General features: G+C 65.5%; 19 protein-coding genes. 13 read left to right on the top strand and 6 right to left on the bottom strand.

Annotated features, from left to right (window positions below; genetic code table 11):
• The first annotated feature begins 25 nt into the window (after positions 1-25).
• The 5 genes from QMG28_RS17635 to QMG28_RS17615 are packed head-to-tail and all read left to right on the top strand — an operon-like array spanning position 26 to position 4,148.
• A complete protein-coding gene (locus QMG28_RS17635; RefSeq protein WP_281843641.1) occupies positions 26-787 on the top strand; it encodes an SDR family NAD(P)-dependent oxidoreductase in 762 nt (253 codons plus the stop codon).
• Positions 788-798: 11 nt separating this feature from the next.
• Entirely contained in the window at positions 799-2,082 is a 1,284-nt protein-coding gene (locus QMG28_RS17630) for an aromatic ring-hydroxylating oxygenase subunit alpha (RefSeq protein WP_281843640.1), read from the top strand.
• Positions 2,066-2,533 carry a MaoC family dehydratase gene (locus tag QMG28_RS17625; protein WP_281843639.1) on the top strand — a complete coding sequence of 156 codons (468 nt, stop codon included), beginning with the start codon at positions 2,066-2,068 and terminating at the stop codon, positions 2,531-2,533. Before QMG28_RS17630 ends, QMG28_RS17625 begins: the two co-directional genes overlap by 17 nt.
• Positions 2,530-3,279 carry a ThuA domain-containing protein gene (locus tag QMG28_RS17620; protein WP_281843638.1) on the top strand — a complete coding sequence of 250 codons (750 nt, stop codon included), beginning with the start codon at positions 2,530-2,532 and terminating at the stop codon, positions 3,277-3,279. Before QMG28_RS17625 ends, QMG28_RS17620 begins: the two co-directional genes overlap by 4 nt.
• Positions 3,276-4,148: an alpha/beta fold hydrolase gene (locus QMG28_RS17615; RefSeq protein ID WP_281843637.1), complete on the top strand. Its 873-nt coding sequence runs from the start codon at positions 3,276-3,278 to the stop codon at positions 4,146-4,148. Before QMG28_RS17620 ends, QMG28_RS17615 begins: the two co-directional genes overlap by 4 nt.
• A gap of 11 nt (positions 4,149-4,159) precedes the next feature.
• Here the strand turns inward: QMG28_RS17615 and QMG28_RS17610 are convergent, their stop codons facing one another.
• A complete protein-coding gene (locus QMG28_RS17610) occupies positions 4,160-4,486 on the bottom strand; it encodes a Rieske (2Fe-2S) protein (protein WP_281843636.1) in 327 nt (108 codons plus the stop codon).
• A 7-nt stretch (positions 4,487-4,493) separates the two neighbouring features.
• Positions 4,494-5,657 carry an acyl-CoA dehydrogenase family protein gene (locus tag QMG28_RS17605; RefSeq protein ID WP_281843635.1) on the bottom strand — a complete coding sequence of 388 codons (1,164 nt, stop codon included), beginning with the start codon at positions 5,655-5,657 and terminating at the stop codon, positions 4,494-4,496.
• Between the two features lie 133 nt (positions 5,658-5,790).
• Between QMG28_RS17605 and QMG28_RS17600 the strand changes: the two genes are divergently transcribed.
• From QMG28_RS17600 to QMG28_RS17590, 3 genes are read left to right on the top strand one after another with little or no spacing between them, the layout of a single operon-like run.
• Complete coding sequence (locus QMG28_RS17600) at positions 5,791-6,756, top strand: thiamine pyrophosphate-dependent dehydrogenase E1 component subunit alpha (protein ID WP_281843634.1); 966 nt, start codon at positions 5,791-5,793, stop codon at positions 6,754-6,756.
• Between the two features lie 11 nt (positions 6,757-6,767).
• On the top strand, positions 6,768-7,781 hold the full coding sequence (locus QMG28_RS17595; RefSeq protein WP_281843633.1) for an alpha-ketoacid dehydrogenase subunit beta: 1,014 nt from the start codon (positions 6,768-6,770) through the stop codon (positions 7,779-7,781).
• Position 7,782: 1 nt separating this feature from the next.
• A complete protein-coding gene (locus QMG28_RS17590) occupies positions 7,783-9,204 on the top strand; it encodes a dihydrolipoamide acetyltransferase family protein (RefSeq protein ID WP_281843632.1) in 1,422 nt (473 codons plus the stop codon).
• Between the two features lie 78 nt (positions 9,205-9,282).
• Here the strand turns inward: QMG28_RS17590 and QMG28_RS17585 are convergent, their stop codons facing one another.
• Complete coding sequence (locus QMG28_RS17585) at positions 9,283-9,969, bottom strand: GntR family transcriptional regulator (protein ID WP_281843631.1); 687 nt, start codon at positions 9,967-9,969, stop codon at positions 9,283-9,285.
• 230 nt (positions 9,970-10,199) lie between these two features.
• Between QMG28_RS17585 and QMG28_RS17580 the strand changes: the two genes are divergently transcribed.
• Positions 10,200-10,742, top strand: coding sequence for a VOC family protein (locus tag QMG28_RS17580; protein ID WP_281843630.1), 543 nt, complete (start codon positions 10,200-10,202; stop codon positions 10,740-10,742).
• 10 nt (positions 10,743-10,752) lie between these two features.
• Positions 10,753-11,553 (top strand): SDR family oxidoreductase, encoded by an 801-nt coding sequence (locus QMG28_RS17575; RefSeq protein ID WP_281843629.1) that lies wholly within the window; start codon positions 10,753-10,755, stop codon positions 11,551-11,553.
• Between the two features lie 2 nt (positions 11,554-11,555).
• Here the strand turns inward: QMG28_RS17575 and QMG28_RS17570 are convergent, their stop codons facing one another.
• Genes QMG28_RS17570 through QMG28_RS17560 form a run of 3 tightly spaced genes read right to left on the bottom strand, consistent with a single transcriptional unit; the run spans position 11,556 to position 14,813 of the window.
• Entirely contained in the window at positions 11,556-13,223 is a 1,668-nt protein-coding gene (locus tag QMG28_RS17570; RefSeq protein ID WP_281843628.1) for a class I adenylate-forming enzyme family protein, read from the bottom strand.
• Positions 13,220-14,041 carry a ThuA domain-containing protein gene (locus QMG28_RS17565; protein WP_281843627.1) on the bottom strand — a complete coding sequence of 274 codons (822 nt, stop codon included), beginning with the start codon at positions 14,039-14,041 and terminating at the stop codon, positions 13,220-13,222. Before QMG28_RS17565 ends, QMG28_RS17570 begins: the two co-directional genes overlap by 4 nt.
• 10 nt (positions 14,042-14,051) lie before the next feature.
• Positions 14,052-14,813 carry an SDR family NAD(P)-dependent oxidoreductase gene (locus QMG28_RS17560; protein WP_281843626.1) on the bottom strand — a complete coding sequence of 254 codons (762 nt, stop codon included), beginning with the start codon at positions 14,811-14,813 and terminating at the stop codon, positions 14,052-14,054.
• A gap of 278 nt (positions 14,814-15,091) precedes the next feature.
• Between QMG28_RS17560 and QMG28_RS17555 the strand changes: the two genes are divergently transcribed.
• Genes QMG28_RS17555 through QMG28_RS17545 form a run of 3 tightly spaced genes read left to right on the top strand, consistent with a single transcriptional unit; the run spans position 15,092 to position 18,261 of the window.
• Positions 15,092-15,880 carry an enoyl-CoA hydratase/isomerase family protein gene (locus tag QMG28_RS17555; protein ID WP_281843625.1) on the top strand — a complete coding sequence of 263 codons (789 nt, stop codon included), beginning with the start codon at positions 15,092-15,094 and terminating at the stop codon, positions 15,878-15,880.
• A gap of 1 nt (position 15,881) precedes the next feature.
• A complete protein-coding gene (lpdA, locus tag QMG28_RS17550; protein ID WP_281843624.1) occupies positions 15,882-17,309 on the top strand; it encodes a dihydrolipoyl dehydrogenase in 1,428 nt (475 codons plus the stop codon).
• A 10-nt stretch (positions 17,310-17,319) separates the two neighbouring features.
• Positions 17,320-18,261: an aldo/keto reductase gene (locus QMG28_RS17545; protein ID WP_281843623.1), complete on the top strand. Its 942-nt coding sequence runs from the start codon at positions 17,320-17,322 to the stop codon at positions 18,259-18,261.
• Positions 18,262-18,277: the final 16 nt, after the last annotated feature.

The raw sequence follows: 18,277 nt of genomic DNA, 5'->3' as shown, positions 1-18,277 counted from the left end.
TGGTAAGAATTGGAGGACGCGGGGCATGGATCTGGGCCTCAAAGGGCTGAAGGCCGCCGTTTCGGGCGGGTCGCGCGGGATCGGGCGGTCGATTGCCGGGTTGCTGGCGCAAGAGGGCTGCGACATTTCGATCTGTGCGCGCGGGCAGGAAAATATCGACGCGGCGGTGAGCGCCTTCGAAGGCAATGGCGTGCGGGCGATGGGCCGCGCGGTTCAGGGCCGCGACGGTGACGCTGTGCGCGGCTGGATGCGCGATACGGTCGATGAGTTGGGCGGGCTCGATATTCTCGTCGCCAGCCTCTCCGCCGGCGGCGGCACCAATGACGAACGCTACTGGTACCGCAATTTCGAGATCGACCTGATGAGCGCCACCCGCGCGGTCGAGGAAGCCTATCCGGCCCTGAAGAAGAGCCAGAACGCCTCGATCCTGATCGTCGCCACGATGGCGGCCTCCGAGACTTTCGTGGCCCCGATGGCCTATAATGCGATCAAGGCGGCGCTGGTCACCTGGTCGAAGCAACTGGCCGAAGCCTATGCGCCCAAGGGCATTCGGGTGAACTGCCTGTCGCCGGGGCCGACAATGTTTCCCGGTTCGAACTGGGAGATGATCAAGGTGGCCCGGTCGCGCACCTATAACAGCGCCCTGCGCCAGCAGCCCACCCGGCGGATGGGCGAGGCCGACGAAATCGCGCGCGCCGCCGTTTTCCTGGCCAGCCCGGCGGCAAGCTGGTGCGTGGGCTCTCATCTGTTGGTGGACGGCGGCTTCACCAAGGGCGTGCAATTCTGAGCGAGGCGACAATGACTGTGCATCGGATCAAACCCGGCGATTTCACCAAGACGCCGATCGACAAGACCGAAAACCCCGATCTCGGGACCAATATGATCCCCAAGCAGCGCTACATCGCGCCCGATTTCATGCGCAAGGAATGGGAGCGGATGTGGACGAAGGTCTGGCTCTGGGGCTGCGCCTCGCAGGATATCGAAGAGCCGGGCGATTACCTCGTCACCTCGATCGGCAAGGAAGAGATCCTGCTCACCCGCCAGCCCGATGGCAGCGTGCGCGGCTTCTACAATGTCTGCCCGCACCGGGGGAACCGGGTGATGGTCGGGCAGGGCAACGCCACCACCTTCCGGTGCAATTATCACCATTGGGAATACAAGCTCTCGGGCGAGTTCGAAAACCTGCCCGATATCGAAACCTTCCCGCAGGGCGCGCCGCCCTGCGGTGGCCTCACCCCGGTGAAGGCCGAGGAGTGGAACGGCTTCGTGTTCTTCTCGCTCAACCCCGATGCCGGACCGCTGCGCGACTATCTCGACCCGCTTTGCGAGCACCTCGAGCCCTACCATTTCGACCGGATGGTGAAGGTGATCGACTGGACGGTGGAATGGGACTGCAACTGGAAGACCAGCGTCGACGCCTTCAACGAGGCGTATCACGTGCAGGGCATCCACCCGGAACTTCTCTATTTCATCGAAGACAAGCACATCCAGATCGACACTTACGAGCGCCACAACCGCTATCTGATCCCGTTCTCGACGATCTCGCACCGGGTGAACGAAACCACCGAAATTCCTCATCTCATCAAGCACGCGATGCAGGAGGCGGGGATGGACCCGGCCGATTTCGACGGGCGGGTGAGCGAGGTGCGCGTGGCGCTGCAGAAATACAAGCGCGAACACGGGCCCGAGATGGGGCTGGATTACTCCGATCTGAACGACGAGCAGCTTACGGACGATTATCACTACATGATCTTCCCCAACATCACGATGAACACCCATGCCGACGATCTGATGCTGTTCCGCCAGCGCCCGCATGAGACGGACCCTGACAAGATGTATTTCGACGTGCAGATGTTCAAACTGCTGCGGACCGACGAAGAGCGCCCGCGCAAGCCGCGCAACGAACGCTTCAAGCATGGCGAGCGCTCGATGGGGCTGGTCATCGACCAGGATGCCGCCAACCTGCCCGGCGTGCAGCAGGGGATGCATTCGGCCGCCTATGAAGGGCTTTGGCTTGGCGACCAGGAACTGCGTATCCGCCACTTCCACAAGGTGCTGATGGACTATGTTGGAGAAGACTGATCCCCATCCGGAACGCAAGTGGGAAGACCTTGAGATCGGCGAGGAAACCCGCTCCAGCCCGCTCACGGTGACGGCGCAGGACATGCTGGATTTCGCCCATCGCTATGACCCGCAGTATTTCCACTCCGATCAGGAAGCGGCGAAGGATTCACTGTTCGGCGAATTGGTGGCCTCGGGCATCCATACCGCCGCGCTGTGGCGGATCATGGATCACGAGGTGAACGGCAATATCGACTGGGTCTGCGGCGTGCAATGGGACGAGGTGCGCTGGCGCAAGGCGGTGCGGGCGGGCGACACGCTCACCGCGGGGTCGCGCGTTCTGTCCAAACGCCCGTCCGACAGCCGGCCGGGGATCGGCATCGCCAATATGCAGCATTGGGTCGAAAATCAGGATGGCGACGTGGTGTTTTCCTTCACCTCCGTCTCGCTCGTCTACCGGCGGGCCGCATGATCGCGCCCCGCGTCGAGGTGCTGCTGATCACCGGCGGGCCGTGGCATGACATGGACCACGCCCGGCTGGAGCTTCTGGGCTTCCTTGCCGAAACCGAACGCCTGCGCGTGACGCTGCGCGACTGCTACGAGGCCGGCGCCATCGCGGCGGCGGATATGATCGTGAGTTACACCTGCGATCTGCTGCCCGACGCGGCATCGCTCGACGCGCTGGAGGCGTTTCTTGCCGGCGGCGGGCGCTGGTTCGCGCTGCACGGCACCAACAGCGCAATGGTGCTGGAGGGCGACAATCCGGTGGTCTGCCCGCCGCTGCCCGAGCGGCTGCGTGCCATGCTGGGCAGCCAGTTCGCCGCCCATCCCGCGCCGGGGCAGTTCAAGGTCAAACCGACTGGCGACAGCCACCCGCTGGTGGCGGGGATCGAGCCTTTCCGGGTGGATGACGAGCAATATCTGCAATGGCACGAGCCGGGCAACCGGGTGCTGCTGACCACTACATTCGAGGGCGAGACCCCGCTGTTTGAAACCCGCCACTGGGAGCGGACCGAGCACCAGGTGATGTATCTGCGCGAGGCCGGGGCGGGGGCCGTGCTTTACCTCACCCTCGGCCATACGCGCGGGCGCTACGACATGCGCCCGATCACCGAGGAATACCCGTTTGTGGAGCGCGGATCGTGGCCGCATCCGGTGTTTCGCGAGCTCGTCCGGCGGGGCATCCGCTGGGCCGCGAAAGAGGAGCCCTTCGCATGAGTGTGAGCTTCGTCGAAGAGGGGGCGACCCTCATGCGTTACGCGATGGAAGACGGCGTGGAACTGGTTGGCGAAGCCTTTGGCGACCCGTCTGCGCCCGGCGTGCTGCTCGCCCATGGCGGCGGCCAGACGCGCTATGCCTGGAGCCGCGTCGCGCGGCGGCTGGGCGAGGCCGGCTGGCACGCGGTGGCGCTCGATCTGCGCGGCCATGGCGAGAGCGGCTGGGATCCGGCCAAGGATTACTCACTGGAGCGCTACGGCGTTGATCTGGTTGCCGTCGGCAAGACCTTCGCCATCCCGCCGGTGCTGGTCGGCGCCTCGCTCGGCGGCAATGCCGGCCTGCTGGCGATGGGCCGGATCGGGCCGGGCGTGTTCCGCGCGCTGGTGCTGGTCGACATCACCCCGAAGATCGACGTGAAGGGCGCCGACAAGGTGCTGGGTTTCATGGGCCAGCATCTCGAAGACGGGTTCGAGACCTACGAGGAAGCCGCCGAGGCGATTGCCGCCTATCTGCCCGAGCGCAAGGGGCGCAAATCCAACATCGCAAGCCTCGCGCGCTACCTGCGCACGCGCCCCGATGGCCGCTACACCTGGCATTGGGATCCCGCCTTCATCGAGGGGCGGCGCTCGTCGCGGTTGAATGAACAGACGCTGGAAGACCTCAACACCGCGCTGGCGGCGATTGACGTTCCGATCCTGCTGGTGCGCGGCTCGCAAAGCGAGCTGGTGAACGACGAGAGCGTGGCGCATTTTCTGGAGATCGCGCCGCATGCCGAGTTTCAGGACGTGACCGGGGCAGGGCACATGATCGTGGGCGACCGCAACGACGTGTTCTCGGAAACGCTCGATACCTTCCTGTCGCGGCTCTGACCGGGTGGCCCCTAGCGGGCCGGGCGCACGAGCACGCGCCGCCCCTCGATCTTCACCTCGTATTTCGGCAGGTTCGGGCAGGCCGTCTTGGCCTGCCCGGTGCGGAAGTTGAAGCGCGCGCCGTGATGGGGGCAGGTGATCTCGTCGCCCTCCACCGGCCCGCCTTCAAGTTTGCCCATCGAATGGGTGCAGAAGCCGGAAAAGGCGACGATATCGCCCGCCGCGTTGCGTGCCAGCATGATCTCCTGCGAGCCGATCGAGGTGAAAAACACCCCCGTCCGGGGCACCTGCATTGTCGAACAGGCATCCTGAAAGTCTTTCTGGCCGCTCGGGATCATGCCCGCGTCATCCTGCCCGCTGGTTGAACCGCCGCCCGACCATGGCCGAGGCGATGTTTACTTTCTGGATGTCGATCGCGCCGCCGGCAATCCCCCATCCCCAACTGTCGCGCAAGCGGCGCTCCATCGGGTATTCCTTGGAATAGCCATAGCCGCCCATGAGCTGCACCGCGGTGCCGGTGACCTCGCGCGAGATCTCGTTGGCGTAGCATTTGGCGAGCGACGAATCGAGGATCGAGGGCATCCCGTCCTCGGCGTTCTTCGCCGCTCGGTGGATCAGCAGACGCGCCGCCTCGACCCGCAGCTTCATCTCGGCCAGCTTGATCTGCACACCCTGGAACTCGACGATGGGGCGGCCGAATTGCTTGCGCTCCTGCACGTAGTCCAGCACGTCGTCGAGCGCGCCCGAGGCCTGGCCGAGCGACATCGTGGCATTGCCGCAGCGTTCCAGATCAAAGGCTTCCATCAGTTTCTTAAAGCCGCCACCCGGCACGATCACCGCATCGAGCGGCAGTTCGACATTATCGAAATAGAGGTCTGACGAGGGCACGCCGCGAAAGCCCATGAGCTGTTCCTGCGGGCCGAAGCTGAGGCCGGGCGTGTCTTTGTCGACATAGACCGCGCCGATGCCCTTGGCGCCCGGCACATCGTCGAACCGGCAATAGACCACGTAGCCATCGGCATGGCCGCCGCCGGAGCACCAGCGCTTGGTGCCGTTGAGGATCACCTTGTCGCCGACCACCTTGGCATTGGTGCGCAGATCGGTGAGCGCCGAGCCGGCATCGGGCTCGGACATCGACACCGCCACCACGGCTTCGCCTGAGCAGACGCGCGGGATAACCCGCTCGCGCAGGCTCTCGGGCGCGAAATGCTCGATGGCGCGCACCGGGCCGACGCAGCTTTCAAAGACCGGGAAGGCGACGGCCGAGCTGATCTTGGCGAATTCCTCGACCACCAGAAGCGCTTCGAGATTGCCGAGGCCCAGACCGCCGTATTTTTCCGCCACGTTGATGCCGAGAAAGCCCATATCGGCATAGCGCTTGAGCCAGTCATGCGGCACAGGCTCGCAGCTTTCTTCAAGCTTGCGGGCGAGATCGGGCAGCTGTTCCTGCGCGAAACGGCGCGCGGCCTCCTGCAGGCTTTTCTGGTCATCGGTCAGCTGGAAGTCCATCTGGCCACGTTCCTTCCGTTCTGTGAATACAAAAATAGCCCTTTCCATATACACAAAAATCTGGGATGAGTATAGACAATCGCAGAACAAGCGCATTTTTCTGTGCACAGACGGCGGCGACAGGGAGGATTCCATGCAGCAAAGCCCGGACCAAATCCGGCAGGCGTATCGGCAGATGCGGCTTATCCGTGAGTTCGAAGAGCGTCTCCATGTCGAGAACCCGAAAGGCGAGATCGCCGGGTTCACCCACCTCTATTCGGGGCAGGAGGCCATTGCCGTCGGCGTGTGCGAAAACCTGCGCGAGAGCGACTTTATCATCTCCACCCACCGGGGCCACGGCCATGCCCTCGCGCGCGGCTGCGACCCCAGGGGCATGATGCACGAGATCTACGGCCGGGCCGATGGTCTGTGCAAAGGCCGTGGCGGCTCAATGCATATTGCCGATCTCACCAAGGGGATGCTGGGCGCCAACGGCATCGTCGGCGCCGGCCAGCCGATCGCCGTGGGGGCCGCGCTCGCCTGCAAGGCGCGTGGCGACGGTTCGGTGGCGGTGAGCTTCACCGGCGACGGCGCGTCGAACCAGGGGACGGTGTTCGAGGCGATGAACATGGCCGTCGTGCTCAAGCTGCCCAAGCTCTTCGCGCTCGAAAATAACGGCTATTCCGAACATACCGGCGCGAGCTACGGCATCGGCTCCGATCTGAAGACCCGCACCGAGGGCTTCGGCATCCCGGTCTGGGAAGCCGACGGGTTCGACTACTTCTCTGTATACGAAGCCACCGAAAAGGCGCTGGACTATATCCGCGCGGGCAACGGTCCGGCGGCGATCCTGGCCACAGCCACGCGCTATTTCGGCCATTTCGAAGGCGATCCGCAGGCCTATCGCGCCAAGGATGAGGTGAAAACCTTCCGCGAGACCGTGGATGCGATGAAAACCATCCGCGAGAAGGTGACTGGCGCGGGGATCTTCACCGCCGAGGAACTGGACGAAATCGACGCAGAAGTGCTCGCCCTGATCGACTCTTCTGTCGACAGTGCGCGCAACGGCCCGGTGCCGGGCGAGGACATTCTGATGTCCGACGTCTACATCGACTATTGAGGAGCACCGGCATGGCTGAAATGACAATGCGCGACGCGCTGAACCAGGCGCTGCACCAGGAAATGGAGCGCGACGAGCGCGTGATCGTCGTCGGCGAAGACGTTGCCGGCGGCTCCGGCGGCTCGTCGGGCAACGAAGAGGCCGCGGGCGGCATCTTCGGCGTGACCAAGGGCCTCAAGACCCGCTTCGGCGGCAATCGGGTGATCGACACGCCGATTTCGGAAAGCGCCATCGTCGGGCTTGCCAATGGCGCGGCCCTGGCGGGGATGCGGCCGGTGGCCGAGCTGATGTTTGCCGATTTCGTCGGCGTCTCGCTCGACCAGATCTTCAACCAGATGGCCAAGTTTCGCTACATGTTCGGCGGCAAGGCGAAAACGCCGGTGGTGCTGCGCATGTCGATGGGCGCGGGCATGAACGCCGCCGCCCAGCACAGCCAGACGATCTATCCCATGCTGTCGGCGATCCCGGGGCTGAAGGTGGCGATCCCCTCAACCCCGGCGGATGCCAAGGGGATGCTGGCCACCGCGATCCGCGACGACGATCCGGTGATCTTCTTCGAGCACAAGGCGCTCTATGCCCGCAAGGGCGAGGTGCCTGAGGGCGAGTATCTCGTGCCCTTCGGCGAGGCGGCGCTGCTGCGCGAGGGCAGCGACGTGACGGTTGTGGCCATCGCGCGCATGGTGCCCTTCGCGATGAAGGCGGTCGACAAGCTGGCCGGCGAGGGCATCACCTGCGACCTGATCGACATGCGCACCACCTCGCCGATCGACGAGGAGACGATCCTCGAAAGCCTGTCGCAAACCGGGCGGCTCGTGGTGGTCGATGAATCGAACCCGATCTGCTCCATCGCCTCCGAGATTGCCGGGCTGGCCGCCTCGAAAGGGTTTCACGATCTGCGCGCGCCGGTGCAGAAGATCACCGCGCCGCATACGCCCGTGCCCTTCGCGCGCGAGCTTGAGCGGCTCTATGTGCCCAGCCCCAACGATATCGAAGCGGCCATTCGCGCCGTGCTGAAGGAGGTGTGAGATGAGCCAGATTATTGCGATCACGCTTCCCAAATGGGGCCTGGAAATGTCCGAAGGCACGGTAACCGCCTGGCATCTGGCCGAGGGGCAGAGCGCCGAGAAGGGCGCCGAACTGGTGGATATCGAAACCGACAAGATCGTCAACAGCGTCGAGCTGGATCAGTCCGGCACCCTGCGCCGCATCCTCGTGCCCGAGGGCGAGGTTGCGCCCGTTGGCGCGCTGATCGCGGTGATGGCCGAGCCCGCCGTCAACGAGGCCGCGATTGAGCTGTTCATTGCCGAATACAAGCCAGTCGACGCCTCTTTCGAGCCGTCCGAACAGGGCGCCGAGGCGGCGGTTGCCGCGCCCGAGCCGGTTGCCGGGGCCACCCCGCCTGCCGGGGCCGATCTGCGCGCCACGCCGCTGGCCAAACGGGTGGCCGAACAGTCGGGCGTCGATCTGGCCACGGTCGCGGGCAGCGGGCATCGCGGCAAGGTCACCCGCGACGATGTGGCCCGGGCAAGCGCGCCCGCGCGTTCCATCGAGGATATTCGGGCCGAAAACGCCACAATCCATGCCAGCCCTATCGCGCGCAAATTCGCGGGCGAGGTCGGGCTTGGTCTGGCCGGGATCGCCGGCAGCGGGCGCAAGGGCCGGGTCTCGCTCGCCGATGCCGAAGCGGCGGCGATCCGTGCCGGGCTCTGGTCGCGGCCTGCCAAACCCGCGCGCGGCGCGGGCCCGGCTGCCGCCATGCCCGCCGAAACCGGCAGCGAGCAGCCCTTCACGGGAATGCGCAAATCCATTGCCAGAGCGCTCGCCGCGTCGAAGCAGAACGTGCCGCATTTCTACACCACCGTCGATCTGCGGATCGACGCGCTGATGGATCTGCGCAAAGGCATGAACGGCTCGGGCGGCGCGAAGATCTCGGTCAACGATTTCCTCATCCGTGCCTGCGGCATGGCGCTGACCGAGCATCCGGGCGTGAATGTCCATGTGTCGGAGAACGGGGTGACGCTGTTCGAGCGTGCCGATATCTCGGTCGCCGTGGCGATCGACGGCGGGCTGATCACGCCGGTGCTGCGGGATGCGGGCCAGCGTGGCCTGCGCGACATCGCCGGCGCCGCCGCCGATCTGGCCGCCCGCGCCCGCGCCCGCGCGTTGACGGCGGAGGAGCTGAAGGGCGGCACCTTCACCCTGTCCAACCTCGGCATGTTCGGCGTGCGTGAATTCGACGCGATCATCAACCCGCCGCAGGGCGCGATCCTGGCCGTGGGCGGCCCGCGGCGTGAGGCGGTCGAGGGGCCGGACGGTGCGGTGCTGTTCGCCACGATGATCTCGGCCACGCTCTCGGCCGATCACCGGGCCATCGACGGGGCGCTTGCGGCGCAGTTCCTCGCCACCTTGCGCGGCCTGATCGAAGACCCGATGCGCCTGCTCTCCTGACGCGGGCGCACAGGCGACAACAAAGAACCGCCGGGATTGCTCCCGGCGGTTTGCATTTTGGCCCTGCGGGGCAGGCGATCAGCTTGCGGCGCTTTGCTTTTTCGCTTCGCGGTCGCCCATCGCGATATATTCGGCCAGCACGTCGCCCTGCACATTGGTGTGCTTGCGGAACAGCTCGGCGGCCAGCTCGTATTCGCCATCCACAATCGCTTCCATGATCGCTTCGTGATCGCGCAGGTTGCTCTCGGAGCGTCCGGGGTAGGAGAGCTGGAAGCGGCGATAGGGCACCAGCTTGATCCCGAGGCGATTGGTCGTCTCGATCAGCTCCTGGTTATGGGTGCCCTCGATCACCATCAGGTGGAATTTGCGGCTGAGGGTGTAATACTTGTCGTGGTCTCCCGCCTCGTAAGCCTCGACCGACTGCTCATGCAGCTTGCGAATGGCCTTGCGTTCCTGCGGGGTCATCCGGCGGGCGGCGAATTTGGCGCAGATGCCTTCGAGTTCCGACATCACCTCGAACAGCCGGATCATGTCCGACAGGTCGATCTGGGTGACGATTGCGCCCTGACGCGGCTTTTTCTCGACAAGCCCCGACTGAATCAGTTGCAACATCGCCTCGCGCACTGGCGTGCGCGACACCGAGAAGCGCCGCGCAAGGGCTTCCTCGTCGAGCGACGCGCCGGGCGCCAGACGCCCGGAAAAGATGTCGTTTTCAAGGGAAAGGCGCACGAATTCTGCGTGGGTCAGGCCGGCGGTTCTTGCCATGTCTTATATTTCCTTTTCTGAGCGTCCCGGATTTCCCAGTCTTTCGTATTTTTATGTTAGCATTGCGGATACCGCGCTTGCCAGACTTTACTTGCGGAAAAAAGTGCCGCTGCGGCATTGTGGCGCTTGGCCCGATTGCCAGCCATTCAAGGTGGAGACGGCGCGAGCCAAGAAGTTTCTCTTTGTAAGTATGCGAATATGGTGCTAATCGTATACAAAAGGAGGAGCAAATGAGCCGTATCTTTGGCGATGTGCGCCAGATTGCCTACGTCACCGACGACATGGAGCGCGCCCTGACCTTCCTGCATGAGACGGCGGGCATCGGCCCGTGGTTCGTCGCCCGCGATGTTCCGGTGGCTCAATGCCGCTACCGGGGCGAGCCGATCGAGATCCGCATCGACGCGGCGCTCGCCAATTCCGGCGACATGCAGGTCGAGGTGATCCAGCAGCACAGCCCGGGCGCGTCGATCTATACCGAGTTTGCCGGGCGGCACGGTTTCGGCCTGACCCCGCATCATTATTCGTCATGGTCCGAACGCTACGATGCCGTCATGCAGGCGGCGTTGGCCAAGGGGTTCGCGATCGTGCAGGAGGGGCGGTCGCGCTACGGCCCCTTCGTCTACTACCAGCATCCCGCCGAGCCCGATTTCACCTTCGAGGTGACCGAGTTGACGGCGGAGCGGCGGTCGATTTTCGACCAGATCCGTGCAGCGGCGGTGGGTTGGGACGGGACCGACCCGATCCGCGAGGGCTGGCCGGAACCAATCCTGTGATGGAGGCATCATGAAACGTCTGGAAGGTAAACGCGCGGTCATCATCGGCGCGGCGGGGGAGGGCAATCTGGGGCAGGTCACCGCCCGGCAGTTCGCCCGTGAAGGCGCCCAGGTGCTGGTGGCCGGGCGCCATGAGGCGCCGCTGGCGGCGCTGGCGCAGGAGATTGGCGGCGCCCATGCGGTCTGCGACATCACCGATGAGGGTCAGCTTGCCGGCCTCGCCACGGCGGCGGTCGAGGCGCTTGGCGGCGTCGACATCGCGGTCAACGCCACCGGCTGGGGGCTGCTCACCCCCTTCCTCGACACCACCCGCGAAGAGCTCGACCGGATGGCGTCGCTGCAATTCGTCGGACCTTTCCAGTTCTTCCAGTCGATGCTGAGGGTGATGGCCGATGGCGGCTCGATCGTGCAGGTATCGAGCGCGACGGCGAAGATCATGATGGAAGACCATGCCGCCTATATGGGCACCAAGGCGGGGATCGACCATGTGATCCGCTGCATCGCCAACGAGTTCGGGGCGCGCGGCATCCGGGCCAACAGCGTCGCGCCCGGTTTCACCGCCTCGCCGATGACCGAGCGCGCGGCGCGTAATCCGGCCGTGGTGGGCGCCTTTGCGAAGGAATACCCGCTGGGCCGGGTCGGCACGCTGGACGACACCGCCGAGGCGATCACATGGCTCTGCTCCGATGCCTGTTTCGTGACCGGCGAGGTGCTGCAGGTGAATGGCGGCGTGACTCTGCGGCGCAACCCCACCAATGCCGAGATCGTCGCTGCCGCCAGAGCGGCGCGCGAGGCGCGCGACGCGGGCTGAGATCAGCCCGCTTTCGCCCGCGTCTTCGGGTCGATCTTTTCGGCTGGCGTGAAGTCGCGCGCCAGCTTGAACTTCTGGATCTTCGTCGTCGACATCGGCCAGCTGTCCACGATCCGCACATAGCGCGGGATCTTGTAGCTGGCGATCTGGCCGATGCAGTAATCCACGATCTCGCCCGGTGTGATATGCGCCCCCGGCGTCAGCTCGACATAGGCCGCCGCCACCTCGAACAGATGGTCGTCCGGCACCCCGATCACCTGCGCGATCTGGATATCGGGATGCGAGCACAGCCAGGTCTCGATCTCCAGCGCCGCCACGTTCTCGCCGCCGATCTTGAGCATGTCCTTCAGCCGCCCGTCATAGACGATGCGCCCGTCGGCGCGCACATGCCCCATATCGCCGGTGCGCAGCCAGCCATCGACCAGCGCCCGCGCGGTGGCCTCGTCATCCTTGTAATAGCCGTCGAACAGCGCCCAGCCCGACAGCCAGATCTCGCCACGCTCGCCCGGCGGCATGTCGGCCAGCGTCTCCGGGTCCACCGCCTTGCCGGTGATCCCGTCGAAGGGCCTGCCGGAGACGGACAGCGCCTCTTCCGCCGGGTCTTCGGGGTCGGTGTAGCAGGGCACGCCGGTGGCTTCGGTCAGCCCGTAGGCGTTGATATATTGCGCGCCGGGAAAGGCGCGGGTGTATTTCTGCATCGTCTCGGCGGGGCCGACGCAATGCAGGTAGCGCAGCCGCGACAGATCGCGCCCGGCAAAATCGGGGTGGTTGATGAGCTGGTTCACCAGCGTCGGGAAGGACAGATAGCCGAAGGTCACCCGTTCTTCCTCCATCAGCCGCAGCGCCTCGCCCGGTTCGAAATGGGCGGTGGCGATCTGCGCGGCGCCCGAGGCGCGGCAGGCGGCCATCGGCAGCATCGACGACATGTGGAAGAAGGGCAGGGGGTTCATCACGCTGTCGCCGGGGGCGAGGTGGAACCGCTCGGCAAAGGCCGCGCCGATCATGCCCAGGGTGCGGTGGGTGAGCATGCAGGCCTTGGGATGCGCCGTGGTGCCCGAGGAATACATCATCAGCGCATGGGATGCGGGCGAGGTGGCATCGCGCAGCCGCGTGACCTCATCCTCGGGCACGCCGGCCGCGCCGGCCATCAGCGTATCGCCATCGGGCCAGCCGTGATCGCGTGGGTCGCACAGGTTGTAGATCCTGCGCAGGCTGGGCGCGTCGGCCAGCGCCAGCGGTGCGCCGGTCCAGCCGGCAAGCTCGGGGTAGAGCCGCAGGAGCATGGCGTGAAAATCGGTGTATTCCCGCGCCTGCCCACCGATGAACAGGATGTCCATGTCCGAATGGTGGATGGCGTAGCCCAGATCGTCGTCCTTGAAGCGGGCATTGATCGTCAGGGCCGTGGCGCCGATCATCCCGCAGGCATAGAACAGCCGCACATATTCGGCGCAATTGGGCATGAGGATGCCCACATGCGCGCCGGGGCGCACCCCGGCGGCGACCAGCCCGCGCGCCCAGAGCCGCGCCTCGGCGTCGAGCGTGGCCCATGTCAGCCGGGTGCCGTCGATCAGCAGCGCGGTGGCGTCGGGCCATTTGCGGGCGGCCTCGGCCAGCGTTTGCGCCGAGGTGCGGGTGCCGGCCTCGACGATGGTTTGCGATGGCGTTGTCATGCGGCGTTCCTCGCCCATTGTGCCGCCTCGTCGCTCGTCACCCAGTCGATGGCGTTGCGCAGCAGGCGGCGGAAATCCGGATTGCCAAAGGTCGCGCCATCGTTGCCGCACTGGATCGTCACAACGGGCGCCTTGCCTGAGCGCTTCGCCCAGGCGATCAGGTTGGTGCCGGGGGGGTGATCCCAGTCGTCGCGGGTCCACATCCGGGCGTTGAGGGCATTGGCGGCGGAGTAGAAATGTTCGCGATCGAAGCTGTAATCCGCCGCGAGCAGCGGCAGGATGTCATCCTCAAGCGTGTCGAACAGGTAAAGTTCGTCGGTCAGTTCGAACCCGTCTTCGAGCCCGTCCAGCACCGGGTGATCGGCGAGCGGACGCGCCTTGTAGGTCGCGGGAAAGACATAGCCGCTGTCGGGATAGGCGCGGCCCTTATAGCTGCCGGGCTGGTAGAAAAACCGCGCGCCGATCGCCTCGGCATATTCGTCCCAGAGCGGCCAGCCGGCGATGGCGTGATGCAGGAAGATCATCGGCTTGCCCGCGTCGAGCAAGGCCCGGAAGTCTTGCTTGAAGGCTTCCGGCGGTTCGATCAGATCCGGCGGGTTGGGGGTGCGGAACTGCAGCCCCGGCACATCGTAGAACAACAGCGCCCCGAAATCGGCGCAGCCCTCGGGCGACATCAGCGCCGTGGTCGCGGGCTGCTCGACATGGGTCCAGGTCATCCCCTTCATCGCGTCGAACATGGCGAAGAACGCCGCCGTGTCGAACGGGTGCCCCTTGGTCGAAACCAGCAGATTCAGCCGCGCGTCGTAGCGGATGACCATCCGCCCTGCCTCAGAACTGGACGCGCTTGGTAAAGCCGCCGTCGACGATCAGGTTGGTGCCGGTCACCCAGCTCGCCGCATCCGAGGCGAGGAAGGCGATGGTGCGCGCCACCTCGTCGGCCTCGCCCATGCGCCCGTCTGGCTGCTGGGCGAGGATCGAGTTGAAGAAGGCTTCGTCGTTCTGGCGGATCTGGTCCCAGCTTCCGCCTTCGATCAGGATCGGGCCGGGCGAGACCACGTTGAGCCGGATGCCGCGCTTGGCATGGGCCTGGCTGAGCTGCTTGGCATAGGTGATGAGCGATGCCTTGATCGCGTTATAGGGCATCGGGGCGATGAAGGTTTCGACCGCCGCCGTGGTCGAGATGAAGACGACGCTGGCATTGCCCGAGGCCTTGAGGAAGGGAAACAGCGCATCGAAGCCGCGCACGACGCCCATCAGGTCGATCTCGAAGGCGCGGTACCAGCTCTTTTCGCCTTCCATGCCGCCGCCGGCCGAGACGCCGGGCACGAAGATATCGCAGCCGCCCAGCTCTTCCGCCGCTTCGGTCAGCCATTTCTGGTAGCCCTCGACGTCTTTCACGTTGGCGGTGCCGCCGACGATCCTGGTGCCGTAGCCCTTGAGCGCTTCCGCGGTGGCGTCGACATCGTCCTGACTGCGGGCACAGAAGGCGATATCGCAGCCTTCCTGTGCGAGAATTTCGACGAGCGCGCGGCAAATGCCCTTGGTGGCGCCGGTGACGATGGCCTTCTTGCCCTTCAGACCCAGATCCATAAGCTTCCTCCCAGACGGTTCCGGCCGGTATCGGCCTTTGGAAAATTTCGTATACACAAAGACCGATAATCTGCCTGATGGCAAGCCCAAATATCTGTGGATTACCGGGGCGGACCTGTCGATACCTCATGAATGATATGATATTTTATTGGGAATAAGTGCTCAAAGTAAATGTATGCAAAAACTATGTAATTTACACACAATAACATTGAGACCTATACAGAAGGGGGAGGAATTGCCGTGAAGAGACTCGCCTTCGTACCCGGGATCCCGAAGCCATGACCGCCGGGCTCGTCAGAACCACCGTGGATGGAGCCGTCGCCGAGCTCCGTCTGAACCGCCCCGAAGCGCTGAACGCGCTGGACCTCCCTACAGCACGTGCTTTCGGGGCGGCGGTGGCCGAGGTGACGGCGCGGCCGGATGTGCGCGCCATCCTGATCACCGCCGAGGGCAAGGGCTTTGTCGCCGGTGGCGACGTATCGGCCATGGCCGCCGATCCCGACCGCGGTCACGAGGTGATCGACGCGCTGCTGGAGGCGCTGAACCCGGCCATCCTTGCCCTGCGCGAGAACGATGCGCCGGTGATCGCCGCCGTGCGCGGCGTGGCGGCGGGGGCCGGGCTTTCGCTCATGGCCGGGGCCGATCTGGTGGTGCTCGACGAGGCGGCCAAGCTGTTGCTCGCCTATGATCAGGTGGCCGGTGTGCCCGATTGCGGCGGAAGCTGGTTCCTCACCCATCGGCTGGGCCGGGGCCGGATGATGGAAATGATGCTGCTGGGCCGTCCGCTCACGCCTGAAGAGGCGCTTTCGGCGGGGCTGGTCACCGAACTGTGCCCGGCGGACGAGGTGGACGACAGGGCACGCAGGCTGGCCGCGCGGGTTGCGGCGGGGCCGACCCGCAGCTTTGGCCGGTTCCGCCGGCTGGTCGATGCCGCGCCCGGTGCCTCGCTGGCAGAGCAGCTCGACGCCGAGCGCGCGGGTTTCGTCGCCGCCGCCCGGACGGACGATTTCAAAGAGGGTGTCGCGGCCTTCGCCGCGCGCCGCAAACCGGAGTTCAGGGGGCAGTAGCATGGCTGATTACGATATCATCATCATCGGCGGCGGGCCGGGTGGCTATACCGCCGCGATCCGCGCCGCGCAGCTCGGGCTGAAAACCGCCGTGGTCGAGCGCGAGCATCTGGGCGGGATCTGCTCCAACTGGGGCTGTATCCCCACCAAGGCGCTGCTGCGCTCAGCCGAGATGATGACCCATGCCGCACATTTCGAAGACTTCGGCATCACGCTCACCGGCAAGGTCAAACCCGATATCGCCAGGGTCGTGGCCCGCTCGCGCGGCGTTGCCGAGCGGATGGCGGGCGGCGTGGCGATGCTGCTGCGCAAGAACAAGGTGGACGTGATCTGGGGCGAGGCGCGGCTTGCGGGCGGCGGCATTGTCGAGGTGGCCGAACCGGCCCGGCCCGCCCAAGAGCCGCAGGCGCCGCGCCCGAAGGGGATCAAACCCGCCGGGCGCTACAGCGCCGATCATATCGTGCTCGCCACCGGCGCGCGCCCCCGCGTGCTGCCGGGGATCGAGCCGGACGGCGACCGGATCTGGACCTATTTCGAGGCGCTGAAGCCCGCGCACCTGCCCAAATCGCTGATCGTGGTCGGCTCCGGCGCGATCGGCGTCGAGTTCGCCAGCTTCTATGCCGCGATGGGCACCGAGGTGACCGTGGTGGAAGTGCTCGACCGTATCCTGCCTGCCGAGGATGCCGAGATTTCGGCCTTCATGGAAAAAGCGCTGGGCAAGCGCGGGATCGCCTTTCGCACCGGCGCGCGCGTCGAGGCGGTGAAGGCGGGCAAGTCCGCCGTGTCGGTCACCCTGACGGGGGGCGAAACGCTCAAGGCCGAGCGGCTGATCAGCGCCGCCGGCATCGTCGCCAATACCGAGGGGCTGGGGCTGGAGGAGGCGGGCGTCGCGCTCGATGGCGGGATCGTGCGCGTCGATGCGGCGGGGCGGACGAGTGCCGCCGGTATCTGGGCCATCGGCGATATCACCGGTGCGCCGATGCTGGCCCATAAGGCCGAGCACGAGGCGATGATCTGTGTCGAGACGATCGCAGGCGGCGCGCCCCATGCGCTCGACCGCAGCCGCATTCCCGGCTGCACCTATTGCGATCCGCAGGTTGCCAGCATCGGTCTCACCGAGGCGGCGGCGCGCGAGGGCGGGCATGCGGTGCGGGTCGGCACCTTCCCCTTCCTGGGCAACGGCAAGGCCATTGCGATGGGCGAGGATCAGGGTATGGCCAAGGTGATCTTCGATGCCGATACCGGCGAGCTTCTGGGCGCGCATCTGGCCGGGGCGGAGGTAACGGAACTGATCCAGGGCTTCGCCACCGCGATGGCGCTGGAGACGACTGAGGCGGAATTGTTCGACGTGGTTTTCCCGCATCCGACGATTTCCGAGGTGATGAAAGAGGCGGCGCTGGCGGCGTTCGGGCGGGCGATCAACATCTGAGGAGAGTGCCGTGGATTACAGGAATCTCGGGCGGTCCGGTCTGAAGGTCTCGGCGGTCGGGCTGGGCTGCAACAATTTCGGCTGGACCATCGGGATCGACGAGAGCCGCGCCGTGCTCGACGCAGCCCTCGACCACGGCATCACCTTTCTCGACACGGCGAATGTCTACGGCAATTCCGGCGGTTCCGAGACGATGCTGGGCGAATTGCTCGGCCCCCGGCGCGGCGAGGTGGTGCTGTCGACCAAGGTCGGGCTGGAAATGGCCGATGGCAGCAAGGGCGGCAGCCGGGCGAACGTGGTCCGCTCGGTCGAAGACAGCCTGCGCCGCCTCAGGACCGACTGGATCGACCTCTACCAGTTGCACTGGTCCGACCCGGCCACGCCGATTGACGAAACGCTGCGCGCCTTCGACGATCTGATCCGCGCGGGCAAGGTGCGCTACGTCGGCGCCTGCAACCTCGCCGCGTGGGAGGTGGTGGAGGCCGAATATATCGCGCGCGAACTGGGCACCCATCGCTTCATCTCGATTCAGGACGAGTTGAGCCTGCTGGTGCGCGACAAGGAAACCAGCCTGATCCCGGCGCTGGAGCGCTATGGCGTGGGTTTCCTGCCCTATTTCCCGCTCGCCTCCGGCCTCCTTACCGGCAAGTATCGCCGCAATGCCGGTGTGCCGGAAGACAGCCGCTTCGCCAAACTTGGCCGGCTCGCGGACCGCTATCTGACCGAGGCGAACTGGGCGCGGACCGAGGCGCTTGCCGGGTTCTGCGAGGCGCGCGGGCGCAGCCTGGTCGAGCTGGCCTTTTCCTGGCTGCTGACCCGCCCCACCGTGGCTTCGGTGATGGCCGGGGCGACCAAGCCTGAGCAGATCGCCGCCAACGTCGCCGCTACCGGCTGGATGCTGGATGCGGACGATCTGGCCGAGATCGACCGGCTGACAGGCGGCGATGGCTGACAGCCGGGATATCGTC

The organism is Sinisalibacter aestuarii (genome assembly GCF_027923545.1).
Classification (GTDB): domain Bacteria; phylum Pseudomonadota; class Alphaproteobacteria; order Rhodobacterales; family Rhodobacteraceae; genus Sinisalibacter; species Sinisalibacter aestuarii.
The sequence above is the reverse complement of the archived record's forward strand: the minus strand, read 5'-3'. Positions and strand labels throughout refer to the sequence as shown.